Genomic DNA, 17,897 nt, shown 5'->3' with positions numbered 1-17,897 from the left:
CATGTTTAAGAAAAAAACATTACGTATTAATACTTATGAAGGCTATGGAACAGATACTAATTTTCATGCCAAAGGAAGAGCTCTTGAAGATGAAAATGTGAATTTTGACTCTAACCAGAATATTTACAAAACTCTTAAAAACATTTACAAACAATTAGAGAGTGACGAAATACCCAATACTCTTATTGAATTAAAACTTTCTAACGGAAAAACATTTGAAACTACAACAGATTCTGAAGGATATTACCATTTTAATCTTGCAATCCCTAACCTTACTACCCTAACCGATGACAAAGGCTGGGTTTCTTATATAATTAACTATAAAGCAAATGATATAAGAAAACAGATAAGTAATCAAAATACATTTTCTGGTAAAATGCTAATTCCATCTAACGATGCTCAATTTGCAATTATAAGCGATATCGATGATACTATTTTACACACTGGAGTTGCTTCTACTTTAAAATGGAGAGTAGCTGTCAATACTCTTTTCAAAAATTATGATAAACGAATGCCAGTAGAAGGAACTGTTGATTTTTATAAAAAACTACAGATAGGAACAAAAAAGAAACCTATTAACCCTTTCTTTTATGTAAGTAATAGCCCCTGGAATTTATACGACTACTTAGGTGCTTTTTTAGAAAAAAATCATTTCCCAAAAGGCCCAATTTTACTAAGAGATTTCAGAACTCCTTTTGATAAAACACCAAAACCTAAAGAATCACATAAACGATCTGAAATTATAAATTTATTGACATTATACCCAAACCTCAACTTTATTTTAATAGGAGATAGCGGAGAGAAAGATGCAGATATCTATACAAAAATTGCAGAAGAATATCCTGATCGTATTTTAGCAATCTATTTAAGAGATGTTAATCATAGTAAAAAAGAAAAAAGAATTAAAAAGATAATACAATCTTTTAAAACTACTCCCATCCTACTTGTACATAATTCTAATGAAGCTATTCAACATGTAAAAGAGCATGGCTTTATAAATTAATTTTTTAGACTTCTCACCTCAGAGGTTAATGCCAACATCGCCTCTTGTAATTGTTTCATACCAGCAACATCTGAATTTGCATCAATATTAAAACTTAACTTACTATTTACCTCCCAAAGTTCTACAATTTGATGTGTTTGAATATTATATGGCAAATACTCGGAGTTTAATGAAATTAAAGTTATTACAGATATATCTTCATTTTTTCTTATTTTTTTAACCACAACACTATCCTCTAATATAATTACACATATCGCATTATTACTTACTTCAGAAAGGTTATTAACTGCTTTACCAATTACCCATTCTTTAGGCTCTAGCAGTGGCAACATACTATCTCCTTCCACCTGAAAACCGCGATAAGTAGCATTTCGATATTCTGGTAACGGGATATCAAAAGCAGGTAATTGTTGATACCAATCTAGATCTTGTACGTTATGAGGATATCCTGCAGCAGCCTTTACATTAACTAAAACTATATTTTCATTGTTATCCGAATCAATAGTCACAACTTTAGGAGAGACATCTCCCAGATGCAATTGTATTTTTTTCTGGGTACTGTCCCCAAATAACCACAAAGGATTAATATTAAATTCCTGTAGTAATTTAGCGACAACTTTTCCTGAAATTTTAGTTTTGCCTCTTTCTATATCTGCTGTAGAATTTTTGATTTGTAAAATCTTTGCAAAATCAGATTGAGTATAATGGTTCTCTTCGCGAATTTGCTTAAAACGCTTTATGGTTTGGTCAGTTAAAATATCCATAAAATAGAAAAATTTAATAATTTAATCATATAAAGTAGGATTGTGATCTGGGATAATTTACAACAAATATACAAGATTTTGGAATATTTCCAATTTTAACATATTTTAATTTTATTTTGTATGGAATTTTTCCATAAATTTGGAAAAATTACAACATAAACTATTTTTTATGATTTCTCACACCATACCTGTATATCAAAAAGCATCTGAAAAAGTTATACGACACTCGTTAGATAATTCAATTACTTCTATCCAGCAGTTACATCAAAAACTTATTGAAAAAGGGTTTCCCTTTCTGAAAAATAAAGTTATAAAAAATTACAAGTTTGATTTTTATTGTTCCAAATTAAAAATCGCAATAGAGATAGACAGTTATGCTCATGAATTTTCGGACATTTATAATTTAGATTCTCCTAAAAAATTATTCATTACTTCTCTAGGGATAACTGTTCTTCGCTTCACCGATTATCAAATATTAACAGATATCGAGGAGATAATAAGAGCTATTCAGAACGAAATAAACACTTCTACAAATTCTATTTATGTCGTTTGATAAAATACGTCAAAAACTTTCTATTCTTGCAGATGCTGCAAAATATGATGTTTCATGCTCCAGTAGTGGAGGAAAAAGAAGTAACAATAAAAAAGGACTAGGGAATAACACTGGGTTTGGTATTTGTCACAGTTATACAGAAGACGGGCGTTGTGTTTCTCTACTAAAAATCCTTTTAACCAATCACTGTATTTATGATTGTGCCTATTGTGTAACTAGAAAGAGTAATGATATAAAAAGAGCTGCTTTTAAAATTCAAGAGGTTGTAGACCTAACCATTCATTTTTATAGAAGAAATTATATTGAAGGATTGTTTCTAAGTTCAGGAATATTTAAAAACTCTGATTTCACTATGGAACGCCTAGTTTCCGTAGCAAAAAAACTTCGTTTAGAAGAAAATTTTAACGGATACATTCATCTTAAATCTATACCTGGTGCTAGCGATGAATTAATGCGAGAAGCTGGATTATACGCAGATCGACTAAGTGTTAATATTGAAATACCCACAAAATCTGGATTAAAACTATTAGCACCAGATAAAAAACATGAAGATTTTATTAAACCTATGGAAAAAGTAAAAAATGAAATCTTACAATACAAAGCAGAACGAAAAATCATAAAAAGTACCCCCAGATATGCTCCCGCAGGACAGAGTACACAAATGATAGTTGGAGCATCTGGAGAAAGTGATAGAGATATTATGTACTCTGCCACATATTATTACAAAAAATTTAATATGCGAAGAGTATACTACTCAGGCTATATACCCGTAATTAATGATAATAGATTGCCCTCTTTAGGGACTGAAGTCCCTGTACTTCGAGAAAACCGGCTCTATCAAACCGACTGGCTTTTGAGGTTCTATGGTTTTTCTGTTTCTGAAATCTTAAATGATACCCACAAAAATCTAGACTTAGATATCGATCCTAAATTAAGTTGGGCATTACGAAACCTTCATCTTTTCCCTATAGATATCAATAAAGCAGATAAACAAATGCTAGCCAGAATCCCTGGTATAGGCATGCAATCTGTATTCAAAATACTTGAGGCAAGAAAATTTAGAAATTTAGATTGGACACATCTTAAAGCTATAGGAATAGCAATGAATAGGGCGCAATATTTTATAACTTGTAATTCTAAAGACTTTTACAAACAAGATCTTTCCTCTTATGACTTGAAAAATAAAATCTTAAAAAGTTCGAAAAGCAAGTATGACAAATATTTCAATTCACAATTGAGTCTTTTTTCTTAAAACAAAAACATGAACCCTCAAACTATCTTAATTTATGACGGAAGCTTTGATGGATTTTTAAGCTGTGTCTTTTTTGTTTATCATCATAAAATAACAAACCCCATAATTAGAAAGGAATCTGAAGCCAACAACCAACTATTTACTATAACTGAAGATATTATTACAGACAAAAATAATGCACTAAGAGTATGGAAAGGATTGCTATTGAAAACTTCACGCCATCAACAACAAGATTTTTTTAAAGCTTTTTTAAGCGAGATTAAAGGGGTAGAAAACACTTTGCTATCCTATATCCAAAATATTTTTACAAAAGAAACAAGTACAGGTATTGATTTTAGTAATAAAGATATTTTAAAAATTAGTCAAGTTGCCAAAATGGTTGGGAGAGAAAAACATAGAATGGAAGCATTTGTTCGTTTTCAATTAACAAAAGATGCCATATATACTGCTACTGTTGAACCAGATTTTAATGTTTTACCATTAATTATTCCCCATTTTAAAGATCGCTATGCAGATCAAAAATGGATTATTTATGATATTAAAAGAAACTATGGTATTTATTACAATTTAAAAACCATCGAAACTATTGCTATAGATAGTTTTTCTAAAACTAAATTCAAGATTTCATCAGATTTACTTTTGCCAGAGGAGAAAGATTTTCAGAAACTATGGAGTACATACTTTAATAGTGTTACTATAAAGTCTCGTAAAAATAATAAATTACACAAACAGCATCTACCTAAACGTTACTGGAAATACCTAATTGAAAAAACACAGTGATTTATACTTCTCTAAAATCAGACAGTATTCAATTTTATTTACTAAAAACATTACATTATAACATGATAGAATATTTTATTAAATAATTAATGTGTATTTTTTCCCCATTTTAAATTTCGAATAGACGAAATAAAGTATTATGTTTGGCGTTAAATAACCAAATTAACTATATCTATTTATTATGAAAAAAATGTTTTTAGGAGCTTTAGCTCTAATGTTCTTAACAGTAATATCTTGTAAGGAAGCTACAGACAAAGCAAAAGACGCAGCTGAAAATGTAGAAGAAGCTACAGAAGATGCAGCTAACAAAGTAGAAGAAGCTGCAGAAGAGGTTTCTGAAACTATTGAAGATGCTGTTGACGGTGTTCCTAATTTTAGTGACGAAACTGTACAAGCATACGTAGAAAAGTATGAAGCATATATGGCTGAATACAAAAAAGCTGCAGAAAGTAAAGATATGACTGCTTTTGCTGCACTTGGTCAAAAAGCACAAGATCTTTCTGCTGGAGCTCAAGAAGTTGCTGGGAAACTAACTGGCGAAGATGCTGAAAAGTGGACTGCATATATGACTGCTAGTGCTGAAAAAATGCAAAAGTACGCTCAAGAGATGACTCAACAGTAGTCAATTTAAAAATATCATAAATTTTCTTATGATTTTTATAAACCACCTGTAAAACCAGGTGGTTTTTTTATTCTATTTATCTAACCAATCTACTTTACTTTCTATAGGTTCTCTTTTTGAAACTAACTCTATATCTTTATCATGATTACCTAAGTAAAAGAAACCAAGACAACGCTCTCCTTCCTCAAAATCAAAAAAACCATCCATATACTCAATTAATTTGGGACTGCTCCAATAACACCCTATACCATTTGCACTACAGGTAAGCCACATATTTTGTACAGCCATTGCGGTAGATGCTATTTCCTCCCATTCAGGAACACGTTCTTTTAAATCTCGCTGCATACATATTGCAATTATTACACTCGAGGATTTACAATTTTTTATAATTTTATTGAACTTAAATGGCGAAAAATCTTGATTTGAAGTAATATCAGTATAGGTATTCGATAAAAAGACACCCAATCTATCTTTTGCATCCCCTTGTAGTACTTTAAACCGCCATGGTTGGGTCAATCTGTGTGTAGGTGCTTGATTTGCATTTTCTAATACTAATTTAATAAATGCATCAGAAACAGGTTTATCATTATACTGTGCAGGAAAAACAGACCTCCTGTTTTTAATAATTTCATTTATATCTTCTTTGAACATACAATTTATTTTTTCTGTAAAGTTATTATTCTCAGAATTAAAAATATGCATCCACAATAATTAATCTGTATTGCAAATCTAAAAGCCCTAATTTACCTGCGTAAACAGCTTAACAATTTATTCTTATGGGAATATGGATTACAAACATCGCATGCTTATCTAAACAAGTATTTTCTGTCGCCTTGGACTATACTGAAATCTATTTTGTTTAATCATTATAATAGCAGATTCTGTTCTCCTACCTAATGATAAATCAACTCATTCTTATATCCTATACATCTTTGTCATGTATTTAGTCGAAAAAATCATTTATTAGGAACTAGAATAAATTGTTTTTTTCCTTGTTTTTTGATCTTATATCGCTTTTCTATACCGCTAGCCCCCTTTAAGTCCAAAGTATTCGAAATATAATCTATCCAATCTTCTCTATCTACGATTGCATTATCCAATATTGCATCTGTTAAATTTGTGTTTTCTAGTTTAGTACCCCATAATATCGCACCAGTAAGATCCGCCCCAGTAAGATTTGCTCCAAATAAATTAGCACTAGTAAAATCAACACTTAGCAGTTCAGCTTTTTGCAAATTAGCATTCTGCAAACGTGCTCTTTTTAAATTAGAATCTGACAAATTTATTTTACTCATTTGCACCTCCTTTAGATCACTTCTTTCTAAATTAGTTTCTGGCATTTGGGCTTCTGTAAAGTCTGAATAATCTAAACGAGCATATTTTAGATTAGCTCCTCTTCCTAAGTTTACTTTTCTAAAATTGGTATACTGAAATTCTGCAGAATTTAAAATATCTTGTGATGACTCTAACCCCAAGTCACTTTTAAGCAATGTAAATAACAGCTGCCCCCGTTCTGGACTAATAGCATTTTCTATTAACTCTCCATTATCTATATATCGATATGGTTTCATTGCCATACAAAGACCAATTATTCTAGCCTCTAGTGTTCTACTTATATTACGACTTCCAGAGCCTTTATATTTTAACTCTTCGTTTAAATCTGCCAAAACATCTCCCATTACAAATACTAAAGATGATCTACGGTCTGCTTCTACCAAATTATTTTGACTGGTAATTAATTTATTTTGATTCATCAATAATTTGGTTTGAAAAACCAATACTAACGAAGGTATTACAGCAAATAAAAATGCAAACAAACCGATTCTTGTAAACCTCCAAATTACACTGGATGATACATCAGAAACTGTATCTACAGAAACCGTTTTATATTCCTTATATTCAGTAATAGCTGCACTTACACTTTTTTTAAGTCGGTTTCCAAAAACAGGTCCTGTAGATTTTTTTAGAAGCCACCACCTAAATTTTCTTTTTTTCTGATCCCCTTTATTAATTTTATCTAGTTTATCTTGAAGCAACTTATTTTCAGTCTTCAATCTTTCTATATGTTCTTGTTCGTTCACCGTGTTATAGATTTGGATATTTAACACGGAAAAGATATAAAAGTTATTGATACAATAAAAAAGAAAACTCTCCACAAGAACAAAAAAGCTTCCTTTACCTAAAATATAGGGGGATTTTTCTAAAAAAATTACTCGAGATAATTTGCAATATCCTCGGCGATATCTTCTATGATAGAAAACTCTTGCTTTTCATCCATAAGATAGATAGTCTTAATTAATACATGTACATAAGCCGACACATACTCTTTTTTCTTTGCTTCGCTCACATAGTCTTTTCCTTCAACCGCTATAAATGCAATTAAATTACGAATGATCCATCTTATTTCAGAAATATCTATATCCTTGTTCATCACATATATTTTTAAGCAACCGTTTCTTTTTGAATATGTAATAAAGTTACTATTCTAGCTTTCAAAAGATTAAAAATCATTCAACAAAGAAATAAATCTTCGATTAAACACATATTTATTCGATTTGAAGAATTTCACAAAAAAGCTTTAATACCTAAAACAGAATTTTCTTTCTATTCAAAAAAAAAAAACAGATCAACCCAATTATTTAATTAATTTTGAAGTTCATTCATTGCATAAATAAAGATGAAAAAATTACGCCCTATTATGTTTGTGGGTACAGGATCGGATGTTGGTAAGAGTATTATTGTAACAGGCATCTGTAGACTGCTTAAACAAAAAGGGTATTCTCCTGCCCCATTTAAGGCACAAAACATGTCCCTTAACAGTTTTGTTACCACAGATGGCTTAGAGATCGGAAGAGCACAAGCAGTGCAAGCTGAGGCTTGTAAAATTGAGTCTTCTACTGATATGAATCCTATTTTATTAAAACCTTCTGGAGCAAATAAATCTCAAGTTGTTTTACATGGTAAACCTATAGGAGATCAAACTATTAAAGAATATTTTTTAGGAAATAATAAAATGCATCTTTTTGAAGAAGCCAAAGCCGCATTTACAAGACTTCAACAAAGCTACAATCCCATTGTATTAGAAGGAGCAGGAAGCATTAGTGAACTTAATCTTAAACATAGAGATATTGTAAACATGCGAATGGCTAAGGCAGCAGAAGCAAATGTTTTTCTTATTGCAGATATCGACAAAGGAGGGGTCTTCGCTAGTATATATGGATCAATCGCGCTTTTAGAACCTTGGGAAAAAGAATTGATAAAAGGTATTATTATTAATAAGTTTAGAGGGGATATTTCTTTATTTGAAGAAGGAAAAAGTATGTTAAAAAAACTAACAGGAATCCCTGTTTTAGGAATCATACCATATGCCAAAGATATTTATATTGAAGAAGAAGATTCTGTAGCTTTGCAAAAAAAACAGCAAACTATAGCAATTGGACAAATCAATATCGCAGTGGTATTACTGCCATATATTTCTAATTATACAGATTTTAATGTTCTGGAAAAAGATCCCAGAACACATCTTTTTTACTCTAACGATCCTAAAGACATAGCCAAAGCAGATATTATTATTTTACCAGGAAGTAAAAACACCATACAAGATCTGATTTTTCTTAGGGAGAAAGGAATTGCTAAAGTAATATTAGAAGCCAATGAATTACAAAAACCTATTATTGGTATTTGTGGTGGATATCAAATGTTAGGAAAAACAATTAAAGATCCTTTGGGAGTAGAAAGCGATATTAAAGCAATTCCCGGATTAGGCATTTTTTCTATACACACCATATTAACTTCAGAAAAAACCACTACGCAATGTAGTTTTACTTATAAAAATTCACCCAAAAAACTTATGGGATATGAAATCCACATGGGGCAAACTATAGGGCAAGATTGCAAACCGTTAAACTATATAAGTAACAATCCCGAAGGATCGATACAAGGTAATTGTTGGGGAACCTATATTCATGGCATTTTAGATCATAATGAGGTGATTGAAGATCTTTTACATGATTTTACAAATAAAAAAACATTTTTTAATTATAAGGCTTATAAAGAAGAAAATTATGACAAACTAGCTAACTTATTAGAAGAAAACATGGATATTGATTCTATTATCGCTGAAATGCATACCATATTATGATATACGGACATGGAGATGACGGCTATCGTTACAACATACCGTTTAAAGCAAACTTTAGTTCTAATATTTGGTATGAAGGAACTTCTAAAAAAATATTGTCGTATTTAGGGCAACAATTACCCCTTATTGCAAATTACCCCACTCCAAATGCCGATGTTTTAACGCAAAAAGTAGCAGAATTTCATGAGTTAGATGCCTTTCAAGTACTAATCACTAATGGTGCTACAGAAGCTTTTTACAACATTACCTCTGTGTTTTGGGGTAAAAAAGCAGCAATAGGCATTCCTACTTTTTCTGAGTATGAAGATGCTTGTAAAAAAAGTGCTTTAAAAATTCGTTATTATGATCGCTCTGAGGTAACAAATATTTCTTTTAATGAAGATTTGGTGTTTTTATGTAATCCCAATAACCCTAACGGGTTTAGTAATTCAGTATTAGAAATAGAAAAAATGGTAAAGAATTTTCCTAATACAATGTTTATAGTGGATGAAGCTTATATTGATTTTACTTTTAAAACAGAATCTTGTGTTTTGCTTTTAGAAAAATATAATAATCTTATTATTGTAAAATCATTAACTAAATTATTTTCTATACCAGGATTAAGACTAGGGTATATTTTATGTAGTAAACAAACAGGAGAAAAACTTCAGCAATCAAAAATGCCTTGGAGTGTTAATACTATGGCAATCGAAGCAGGAAAATTTATTTTCGAAAACTATAAAGATTTACAACCAAATATGGCAATACTCCTTGACTATTGTAAGAAATTACAACAACAAGTAAATACTATAAAAGGACTAACTGTTATCCCATCTGAAACCAATTATTTTTTAGTTCAATTAGAGAAACCTAACGCCTCCTCTCTTAAAAATTATTTAGCACATACGCACCATCTTCTTATCAGAGACGCTTCTAATTTTAGAGGATTAGACGAACATTATATTAGGATTGCAAGTCAAGATCCTAAAAAAAACGAGCTATTAGTTAATGCATTACAGCAATGGAGTATACTACAATAATTACTCCTCTAATCATAGGATACATTCTCGATTTACTACTAGGAGATCCCAGATGGTTACCTCATCCTATACGGATATTTGGCAATGCAATACAATATGGCGAAGATCAACTAAACACCTCCCCATTTGCTTTTCAGAAAGGCGGGTTACTCACTATACTATTGCTAACTATCACTATCTTATTTTTTTATTCAACGCATGTCATAGCTACCCCATATCCTATACTTCATAATATATACACTTCAATATTCGTTTTTTATGCATTAGCAAATAAAAGTTTAATAGATGAGGGCAAAGCTGTTTTTAAAGCTTTAGAACAAAGTCTGGAACAAGGCAGAAAACGATTATCCTGGATTGTTGGTAGAGAAACTGATCAATTAAATTCGCAACAAATAAAAACGGCAGTATTCGAAACATTATCCGAAAATCTTAGTGATGGGGTAATTGCTCCTCTGTTTTATTATGCCTTATTTGGCGTAACAGGAGCCATGAGTTATAAAATGATTAACACTTTAGACTCTATGATAGGTTATAAAAATGAGAGATATATAAATTTTGGCAAATTTGCTGCCAAACTAGACGATGTAGCTAATTATATTCCAGCAAGAATTACAGCTTTTCTAATGTTATTAGTTACATTTAAATTGCATAAAATTTCTTTTGTAATACAATATGGCAAGCAACATTCTAGCCCTAATGCAGGATATCCCGAAGCTGCCCTTGCTGCAATTCTGGATTGTAAATTTGGAGGACCTAATTATTATCATGGCAAACTAATAGACAAACCTTTTATCGGAAACAATGATCGAATTTTAAAAGATGAGGAAATAAAAACAGTAGCAAGCATCAATCAAAAAGTAACATTTATATTTGTACTCCTAATTTGTAGTGTCTACTATTTTTTATAATGCACAAAAGATACATTATTACTGGAGCTCCTGGGACAGGAAAAACAAGTCTAATCCATACATTAGAAGAAAATGGGTATTCTTGTTTTGAAGAAATTTCCAGAAAAACAATTATCCATCAACAAAAGATAAAAAGCAATAAAACTCCTTGGGAAGATCTTAGTGGATTTGCTGATTTGGTATACCAACAAACCATCAAAGAATTAGACTCTTTTATTTCAGAAAACACTTTTGTAGATCGTGGATTACCCGACATTATTGCATACCTAAAAACAAAATCGTATTCTATCCCAGAATATATATCTAAATTCCCATTTAAAACATACTACTCCTCTACTGTATTCTTCCTTCCCCTCTGGAAAGAAATTTATGTAAATGACCCCCAACGTCCTCAATCTTATCCAGAAGCAGAACATATACATTATTATCTTACAGAAGTATACCTAAACCTTGGGTTTACCATTAAAATTGTACCAAAAACAACTTTAACAAAACGTGTAGATTTTATACGATCCATTATTTAATCAAAAAAAGTATCTTCGCTAATGATTTATGGTTCTTTTGGAAACAAAAGATGAAAAGGGAATTTGGTGTAAATCCAAAACTGTTCCCGCAACTGTAATACACATTTAAAAATTATGATCTATATACCACTGTAGCAAGGCTATGGGAAGGTCTTCATAATTGTGTAAAGTCAGGAGACCTGCCATGTATCGAAACATAATAGTAACTCTCGGGTAAAGAGTTGGTTACAAACAGGGATTCTTATTATTTTTTAGTATCTAAAAAAACATATTCCTGTATTAGCTTCTTTTCCTGTTTTATTTCTTTTAATCATGGGAAAAAACATAAGTAAAGTAAACACTACCTTCCAGTTTTGTGACGGAGGATCTTGTCAAAAAGCGAAAGGTGAGATCGCCATACGCGAAGCCAGAGCTTATCTTCGTAATAAAAAATTTTGGGATACCACACATACCATAAAAACCAGATGTAATGGTAGATGCGAGGATGCTCCAACATGGATTGTACAACCTGGTAATTTTTGGTACAAAAATCTTACTCCCGATAAAGCAGTATCTATACTAAAATCTCATTTAGAAAAAGATCTGCCTGTAGAAGAATACTTGTTATATAAAGAAGGCTGGTCAATGTTAACTAGCAATAATGAAAAAACTGTAGCTCCAGTTGTTTTCAATTCTAAAATAGATCCAGAATTAGGAGAAGTTTTAATTGCCCGATCTTTTGCATCAGACCAACACCTCTATCCATTATTCAAATACTTATTTCAAGAACCTAGACCTATTGCTATACAACAGTATGATCATAAGATTATTGAAATAACATCTCCACACCAAGTAGATTACACAGATCTTTATGAGGTTGTAATTACAGGTAAAGAAGTGGATTTGCAATTAGCAATTGCAGGAATCCCTAAAGACATTTCAGAAGAAATAGCAGATCGAAAAGTAAGTATCGCAGAGGTAATCTGGCTTAAAAAAACTACTATCTTTACCAAGGCAATTCGCCTAAAAAATAAAAAAGGAAAGCATCTGGTAACACTTTGGATTAAAGAAAAGGATACCTCTACATGGGAGCACATTCTTACTGTTTACCTTGCTATGTCACCAAACAATATTAGAATAAATAATGAAGTCTAAAAAAATAAGCGTATTAGGTTGCGGATGGCTAGGGTTGCCATTCGCTATAAATCGCATCACCAAGGGAGATCCCGTAAAAGGTTCTACAACTACACCAAATAAACTAGAGGTTTTAAAAGAAAAAGGAATCACACCTCATCTTTTTACTCTGGGGGAATCTAAACAAGAAAACTATATCGCCTTTTTAAAAGAAAGTGAAGTTATCGTTATTAATTTTCCTCCTAAACGAATTCCTAATATTATAAGTATATATCAAGAACAAATACAACATATACTTCCGTTTATTTCTGAAGATCAAAAAGTAATCTTTATTAGTTCTACATCAGTATATCAAAATACTAATGGAGAAGTCTTAGAAACATTAGCTATACAACCAGAAAAAGAATCTGGTAAAGCTGTTGCTGCTGTAGAAAAGCTATTACAAGAACATTTAAAAGATCGGGTGACTATTATTCGTTTATCTGGTCTTATTGGAGAAGATCGTTTACCTGGTCGGTTTCTTGCTAATAAAAAAAATGTACAAAATGGAGACGCACCTATTAATGTAATTCATAGAGATGACTGCATAGGATTGATAAATGCGGTTATAGAAAAGAATGTTTGGGGGGAAATCATAAATGGTTGTGCTGACAAGCATCCTATTAGAAAGGAATACTATATTCTTGCAGCTAAAAACATAGGGCTTACTCCTCCTAATTTTATTCAACAAAAAGAAACAGACTTTAAAATTATATCCAACACCAAAAGTAAAACTCTTTTAGGATATACATATATTTACCCAGATCCATTAAAACTAATTTCATAATGTATGCTGTAACTATTGTAGGAGCCGGCCCGGGAGATCCGGATTTATTAACTATAAAAGCATCTCGACTAATTCAAGAAGCTGATGTGATTTTGCACGATAATCTCGTTTCTGATCCTATATTAGCAATAAATAAAGTTGCCGAAAAAATATATGTCGGTCGTAAATTTGGGGATGCTTCCGATCAACTAGAAAGACAACAAAAAATCAATGATTTATTGCACAAATATCACCTTAAAGGCAAGAGAGTCGTACGTCTAAAATCTGGAGACCCATATGTTTATGGAAGAGCAGCCGAAGAAGCACGATATTTGACCGAAAAAAATATCCCTTTTGAGGTAATCCCAGGTATTTCTGCCGCACTTGCTGCAGCCAATATTTTTAATATCCCTATTACCGAAAGAAACAAATCCAATGCAATGCTTATATGCACAGCACATACTGCAGATTACTCTTTTGAACAACTTACAGGTATTGCACATATGCTTAAGGCAGGAAATACCATTTCAATATACATGGGACTTAAAAGCCTTAACAGAATTATCCCAAAACTTTTAGAGGTATGCAAAGATGATAGTATCCCTGTAAATGCAGCTTCTAACGTATCCAGAACTAATCAAGAAATTATGACTGGTACCTTAGGGAATATTGAAGAAAAAATCAAAAAAAGTACCCTACAGATGCCTGTAGTTTTAATTATAGGAGCAAATCCTATTTAGTATATCAAATTTTGTTATACTAACACAAAATAGGATTCACTTATATTATAAATCAATAACCTCGGAGTAAACTCATGAGGTATGCTTCCAAAAAACACATTTTGTTTTTGAGGAAAGCCTTGAAGAATTAAACTCCACAATGTGGATTAAAGATAAAATTAGATTAAAAAAGAAAAGCAATGAAAGAAGGAATTTTACTTTGTGGGCACGGTAGTCGTAGAGAAGCTGCCGTAACTTCTTTTAAAAAACTCGTTACCATACTTCAGGATCGTTATAAAACAGATTATGAAGTAGATTATGGTTTTTTAGAATTTAACCACCCTACTTATGAAGCTGCTGTAGAGAGAATGTATCTAAAGGGAATTAGAAAGATATACGCATTACCAGTAATTTTATTTGCTGGATCACATGCCAAAAATGACATTCCATATGAATTAAATACCATCCAAAGCTACCATAGTGACCTAACCATTGCTATGGGAAAACATATTGGGGTAAATTCTTTTTTATTAGATCTTGCTGTAAAACGAATTGAAGAAACAGAATCTACTTTATCCAAACTAGATCGAAAAGAAACTTGTTTGGTTGTTATTGGTAGAGGCACTACAGACCCAGATGCCAATAGCGATGTATGTAAGCTAACCAGTATGCTTTGGGAAGGAATGGGATTTGGATTTGCAACCACAGCTTATAGTGGTACTGCATATCCAAAAGTAGATGAATCTTTACAAATGATCGAGAAATTAGGCTTTAAAAGAACCATTGTTATTCCTTTTTTCTTTTTTACAGGAATATTATTAGAACGTATTTATAATCATGTAACGGACATGAATTCTACCTCGAATCAGGAATATATATATACAGCTCCTTTTGGTACTGATGAATTACTACTAAAAGCTTTTGATGAACGTTTAGAAGAAGCTAAATCAGGTACTGCATATATGAATTGTCAGTTATGTAAATATCGTAAACAAGTAGTAGGCTTTGAACAGGATTATGGTAAAGAACAAATAGGACATCACCTTAATGTAAAAGGTATTTTGTTTGAAGAGGACGAAAAACCTGGGGAAATTAAAAGCTCTTTGAGTAATAAAATTAAAAAAGCTCTTGGGATTTGAACCCTGTTTATGTTCTAAAAAAACAATAATTTTTATTAAATACATATATATGAACAGTTGTATATTCTGTAAAATTGTAAAAAGAGAAGCTAAGTCTTGGAAAATTTATGAAACCGAAGACGTTTATGCTTTTTTAGACATCCATCCAGCAAGCAAATATCACACATTAGTTATCCCAAAAAAACATTACACTAATATTTTTGATATTCCCGAAAAAGAATTGAACGCGGTAATTTCTATAGTAAAAAAAGTATCTAAGCTATATGAAGAAAAACTAGGAATACATAATATCCAAATTATTAGTAACTCTGGCGCAGAGGCACAACAAGAAGTATTTCATTTACATTTTCATATTGTTCCTAGAAAAAGGGGCGATGGTCAAAATCTTAAATGGACACCTCACCCAGAATGGGTTCAAGATTTTGATACAATGATCGAAAGACTAAAATAAAACTAAAATATTTTATTTCTCTACAAAAAGAAATTCCAAACCAAACCAAATCGCAACACGGCATCCCTTGTAGCATAACCTGGAGCAGAAAACTCATTGTTTTGCTGAAAAGCTTCTCCTATATTTTCGAACTTAAAATAAATACGTGTTTGTCTTACTTTACCATTAAAAAATATATCAAATTGTGGATACGCGCCAATTTCTTCTACATTTTGGACATAAAACTCTGACAAAACAGGATCATACCCATCTGCTTTGTATCCACTAAAATATTTAAAAGTTATTCCTGCCTGTAAAAAAAGAGCCTTCTTTTTAAACCAATGATCCTCATAGTACAAACTGTTTCGGCTTACAAATTCTGGCACATTATATATATTATCTCCTCCCTGTACGTTTTGATACATAATGGTATTATCCAAACCAAGTTTCCAATATTTTAACCCTTGAGTTAATTTCACTTTTAACACATCGATATTATCCACATATTGTAATGGAACAATTGCTAAATCTGCATTTTTTGTAAAATAGGAATAGTTATTTATAGTAGAGTAACTAGCCTCTAATTCTGCTATTCTTTTTGCTTTAAGAGTTACTTCTAGTTTTTGAGTTTCGGTATTTTTAAAATCATTTTGCCAATTATAATTTATATAATCACTTTGATAGAGTAAAAAATTATAGTTTGGCGCTACAGAGCTTGAACTTATTTTTGTTAAAACACCATATTGATCATTTAAATCATAACCAGCACCCACATTAAAATAAGTACCTTCAAAATCCCCAGAAACAATAGATTTTCCATCTGCAAATAAATTAAAACCTTTATAGGTATTACTATACTCTCCTCCTACAGTGTACACATCTCCCTTAATACGGTTTGTAATACTTGTTGTATTACCAGAACCATCTGCTCTATTTAGCAAACTATTATATCCATAGTTATAGTTAGAGTTCTCTCCTAATACTCGCAATGTTCCTAGCCATTGATTATTAAACTCTAAAAACACTTGATTAGTAAAATCTTCTAAGGCTACATTATCCGAAAGATTTGCTGATACATAAGATTTTCCTAAAAGATCATTAGGAGCTATTGTTGCCTGATCAAATAAATATCGCTTATCGGTAATATCCATAATATGCCCGACAGATATACCAGAAGCTGTGCTATCTGTTTTTTTAAGAATTGCAAATTGATGATCCAAATAAAAACGTTTGCCTAAAAGTTTATTTTGTGCATCCTGAAAATTAACCGATATAGATCCTCTATCTTTAAATTCACTTTCTTCTCCAACAAATTCTGCTTGTGCCAGATATTGATTTATACCTTGCGGAGACAAGCCTCCGTTTTCTTCGTTAAGTAAATCTTGCGTAACAAAATGCATACGTACTCTATAGCGATTATTTTTGGTTACATAACTTGTTGTTGCTCTAAAGTTACCCGAACTGGTTAGTGCATGTTGAAATTTACCTAAAGAGCGCACTCCCTTATAAGCGACAGAAAGATTAAGTCGTGGTGAGGTATTTATTGTAAAGAAAGCATCTAACTGCTGTCCTTGTTCAAAAGTAGTTTTAAAATATAATTCGGTAAGAGGTGTAGGAACATGATAATATCTTATATCTCCAACTTCCATAAAATTAAAATGCCTAGATCGGGCTCCAAAAAGAGGTAACAAATGATCTTTTTCTTCTTGCTTAGCAAGACTATTATACGATTGTCCTACATTATGTATTGGTAATAACTCAAAATCATCTCTACGCAGATAATTAAATTTATAATCCTTTTGTATAGATAGTGTAGTATCTAAATATGTGGTATCATTTTCTATCGTAATAATTTTATACTCCGTTATAGGAGGTTTTTCCTTTTTATCCTTAGGTCTTCTTAAGGAAGTTTTAGGTTCTTGGGATCTTTCGGTACTAATATCTGCACCTTTTTCTGTTTCCTCTAATTTTCTATCTTGCGACCAAAGTATAGAAACAGATAGAAATATAATTATGAATACTACGTTTTTTCTCATTAGAATGCTGAACTGTGGCAAAAATATACTTTTTTAACGAAAGTATAGGGTACTCATTGTTTGTTTAGAGTAACTTTCTTTTCAATTTT

At 31.4% G+C, this 17,897-nt stretch carries 19 protein-coding genes and 1 riboswitch; of the genes, 14 read left to right on the top strand and 5 right to left on the bottom strand.

Going from position 1 to position 17,897, the window contains the following annotated elements; genetic code table 11:
• Position 1: 1 nt before the first annotated feature.
• Positions 2-1,003 (top strand): App1 family protein phosphatidate phosphatase, encoded by a 1,002-nt coding sequence (locus H527_RS0100635; RefSeq protein WP_027410911.1) that lies wholly within the window; start codon positions 2-4, stop codon positions 1,001-1,003.
• On the opposite strand, the gene H527_RS0100630 is transcribed toward H527_RS0100635, so the two are convergent.
• Positions 1,000-1,767 carry an XRE family transcriptional regulator gene (locus H527_RS0100630; RefSeq protein WP_027410910.1) on the bottom strand — a complete coding sequence of 256 codons (768 nt, stop codon included), beginning with the start codon at positions 1,765-1,767 and terminating at the stop codon, positions 1,000-1,002. The two genes, H527_RS0100635 and H527_RS0100630, sit on opposite strands and share 4 nt — an antisense overlap.
• A gap of 169 nt (positions 1,768-1,936) precedes the next feature.
• Here H527_RS0100630 and H527_RS21105 point away from each other — a divergent pair, with 169 nt between their 5' ends.
• From H527_RS21105 to H527_RS24350, 4 genes are all read left to right on the top strand, one after another.
• Positions 1,937-2,320 (top strand): DUF559 domain-containing protein, encoded by a 384-nt coding sequence (locus H527_RS21105; RefSeq protein ID WP_155837773.1) that lies wholly within the window; start codon positions 1,937-1,939, stop codon positions 2,318-2,320.
• Entirely contained in the window at positions 2,310-3,572 is a 1,263-nt protein-coding gene (locus H527_RS0100620) for a putative DNA modification/repair radical SAM protein (RefSeq protein WP_027410909.1), read from the top strand. The genes H527_RS21105 and H527_RS0100620 overlap by 11 nt, the downstream gene beginning before the upstream one ends.
• Positions 3,573-3,581: 9 nt before the next feature.
• Positions 3,582-4,352, top strand: coding sequence for a TIGR03915 family putative DNA repair protein (locus tag H527_RS0100615; protein ID WP_027410908.1), 771 nt, complete (start codon positions 3,582-3,584; stop codon positions 4,350-4,352).
• A 181-nt stretch (positions 4,353-4,533) separates the two neighbouring features.
• Positions 4,534-4,974, top strand: coding sequence for a hypothetical protein (locus H527_RS24350; RefSeq protein ID WP_051316571.1), 441 nt, complete (start codon positions 4,534-4,536; stop codon positions 4,972-4,974).
• Between the two features lie 72 nt (positions 4,975-5,046).
• Here H527_RS24350 and H527_RS0100605 read toward each other — a convergent pair whose 3' ends face one another.
• The 3 genes from H527_RS0100605 to H527_RS0100595 all read right to left on the bottom strand — a co-directional run bounded on the left by H527_RS0100605 (position 5,047) and on the right by H527_RS0100595 (position 7,405).
• Positions 5,047-5,625 carry a nitroreductase family protein gene (locus tag H527_RS0100605; RefSeq protein ID WP_035087071.1) on the bottom strand — a complete coding sequence of 193 codons (579 nt, stop codon included), beginning with the start codon at positions 5,623-5,625 and terminating at the stop codon, positions 5,047-5,049.
• Positions 5,626-5,930: 305 nt separating this feature from the next.
• Positions 5,931-7,055 (bottom strand): pentapeptide repeat-containing protein, encoded by a 1,125-nt coding sequence (locus H527_RS22925; RefSeq protein WP_051316570.1) that lies wholly within the window; start codon positions 7,053-7,055, stop codon positions 5,931-5,933.
• A gap of 128 nt (positions 7,056-7,183) precedes the next feature.
• A complete protein-coding gene (locus tag H527_RS0100595) occupies positions 7,184-7,405 on the bottom strand; it encodes a hypothetical protein (RefSeq protein ID WP_027410906.1) in 222 nt (73 codons plus the stop codon).
• Between the two features lie 246 nt (positions 7,406-7,651).
• Here H527_RS0100595 and H527_RS0100590 point away from each other — a divergent pair, with 246 nt between their 5' ends.
• From H527_RS0100590 to H527_RS21080, 9 genes are all read left to right on the top strand, one after another.
• Positions 7,652-9,115 carry a cobyric acid synthase gene (locus H527_RS0100590; protein ID WP_027410905.1) on the top strand — a complete coding sequence of 488 codons (1,464 nt, stop codon included), beginning with the start codon at positions 7,652-7,654 and terminating at the stop codon, positions 9,113-9,115.
• Positions 9,112-10,134 (top strand): pyridoxal phosphate-dependent aminotransferase, encoded by a 1,023-nt coding sequence (locus tag H527_RS0100585; protein ID WP_027410904.1) that lies wholly within the window; start codon positions 9,112-9,114, stop codon positions 10,132-10,134. Before H527_RS0100590 ends, H527_RS0100585 begins: the two co-directional genes overlap by 4 nt.
• Complete coding sequence (gene cbiB, locus H527_RS0100580) at positions 10,116-11,042, top strand: adenosylcobinamide-phosphate synthase CbiB (protein WP_027410903.1); 927 nt, start codon at positions 10,116-10,118, stop codon at positions 11,040-11,042. Before H527_RS0100585 ends, cbiB begins: the two co-directional genes overlap by 19 nt.
• Positions 11,042-11,566 (top strand): AAA family ATPase, encoded by a 525-nt coding sequence (locus H527_RS0100575; protein WP_027410902.1) that lies wholly within the window; start codon positions 11,042-11,044, stop codon positions 11,564-11,566. Before cbiB ends, H527_RS0100575 begins: the two co-directional genes overlap by 1 nt.
• A gap of 12 nt (positions 11,567-11,578) precedes the next feature.
• A riboswitch (cobalamin riboswitch) is annotated at positions 11,579-11,767 on the top strand.
• A gap of 111 nt (positions 11,768-11,878) precedes the next feature.
• Entirely contained in the window at positions 11,879-12,700 is an 822-nt protein-coding gene (locus H527_RS22920; RefSeq protein WP_051316569.1) for a (2Fe-2S) ferredoxin domain-containing protein, read from the top strand.
• Complete coding sequence (locus H527_RS0100565; RefSeq protein ID WP_027410901.1) at positions 12,690-13,505, top strand: Rossmann-fold NAD(P)-binding domain-containing protein; 816 nt, start codon at positions 12,690-12,692, stop codon at positions 13,503-13,505. The genes H527_RS22920 and H527_RS0100565 overlap by 11 nt, the downstream gene beginning before the upstream one ends.
• A complete protein-coding gene (gene cobA, locus H527_RS21085; RefSeq protein ID WP_035087033.1) occupies positions 13,505-14,224 on the top strand; it encodes a uroporphyrinogen-III C-methyltransferase in 720 nt (239 codons plus the stop codon). Before H527_RS0100565 ends, cobA begins: the two co-directional genes overlap by 1 nt.
• A 179-nt stretch (positions 14,225-14,403) precedes the next feature.
• A complete protein-coding gene (locus tag H527_RS0100555; RefSeq protein ID WP_027410900.1) occupies positions 14,404-15,342 on the top strand; it encodes a sirohydrochlorin chelatase in 939 nt (312 codons plus the stop codon).
• Positions 15,343-15,391: 49 nt separating this feature from the next.
• Positions 15,392-15,793, top strand: a complete 402-nt coding sequence (locus H527_RS21080; protein ID WP_035087064.1) for an HIT family protein — start codon at positions 15,392-15,394, stop codon at positions 15,791-15,793.
• 20 nt (positions 15,794-15,813) lie between these two features.
• Here the strand turns inward: H527_RS21080 and H527_RS0100545 are convergent, their stop codons facing one another.
• Positions 15,814-17,808 carry a putative porin gene (locus tag H527_RS0100545; RefSeq protein WP_027410899.1) on the bottom strand — a complete coding sequence of 665 codons (1,995 nt, stop codon included), beginning with the start codon at positions 17,806-17,808 and terminating at the stop codon, positions 15,814-15,816.
• Positions 17,809-17,897: the final 89 nt, after the last annotated feature.

Origin of the sequence: Aquimarina muelleri DSM 19832 (assembly GCF_000430665.1) — a bacterium.
In the GTDB taxonomy this organism is placed as follows: domain Bacteria; phylum Bacteroidota; class Bacteroidia; order Flavobacteriales; family Flavobacteriaceae; genus Aquimarina; species Aquimarina muelleri.
Note: the sequence above shows the minus strand (reverse complement) of the source record. Positions and strands in the feature narration are given on the sequence as shown.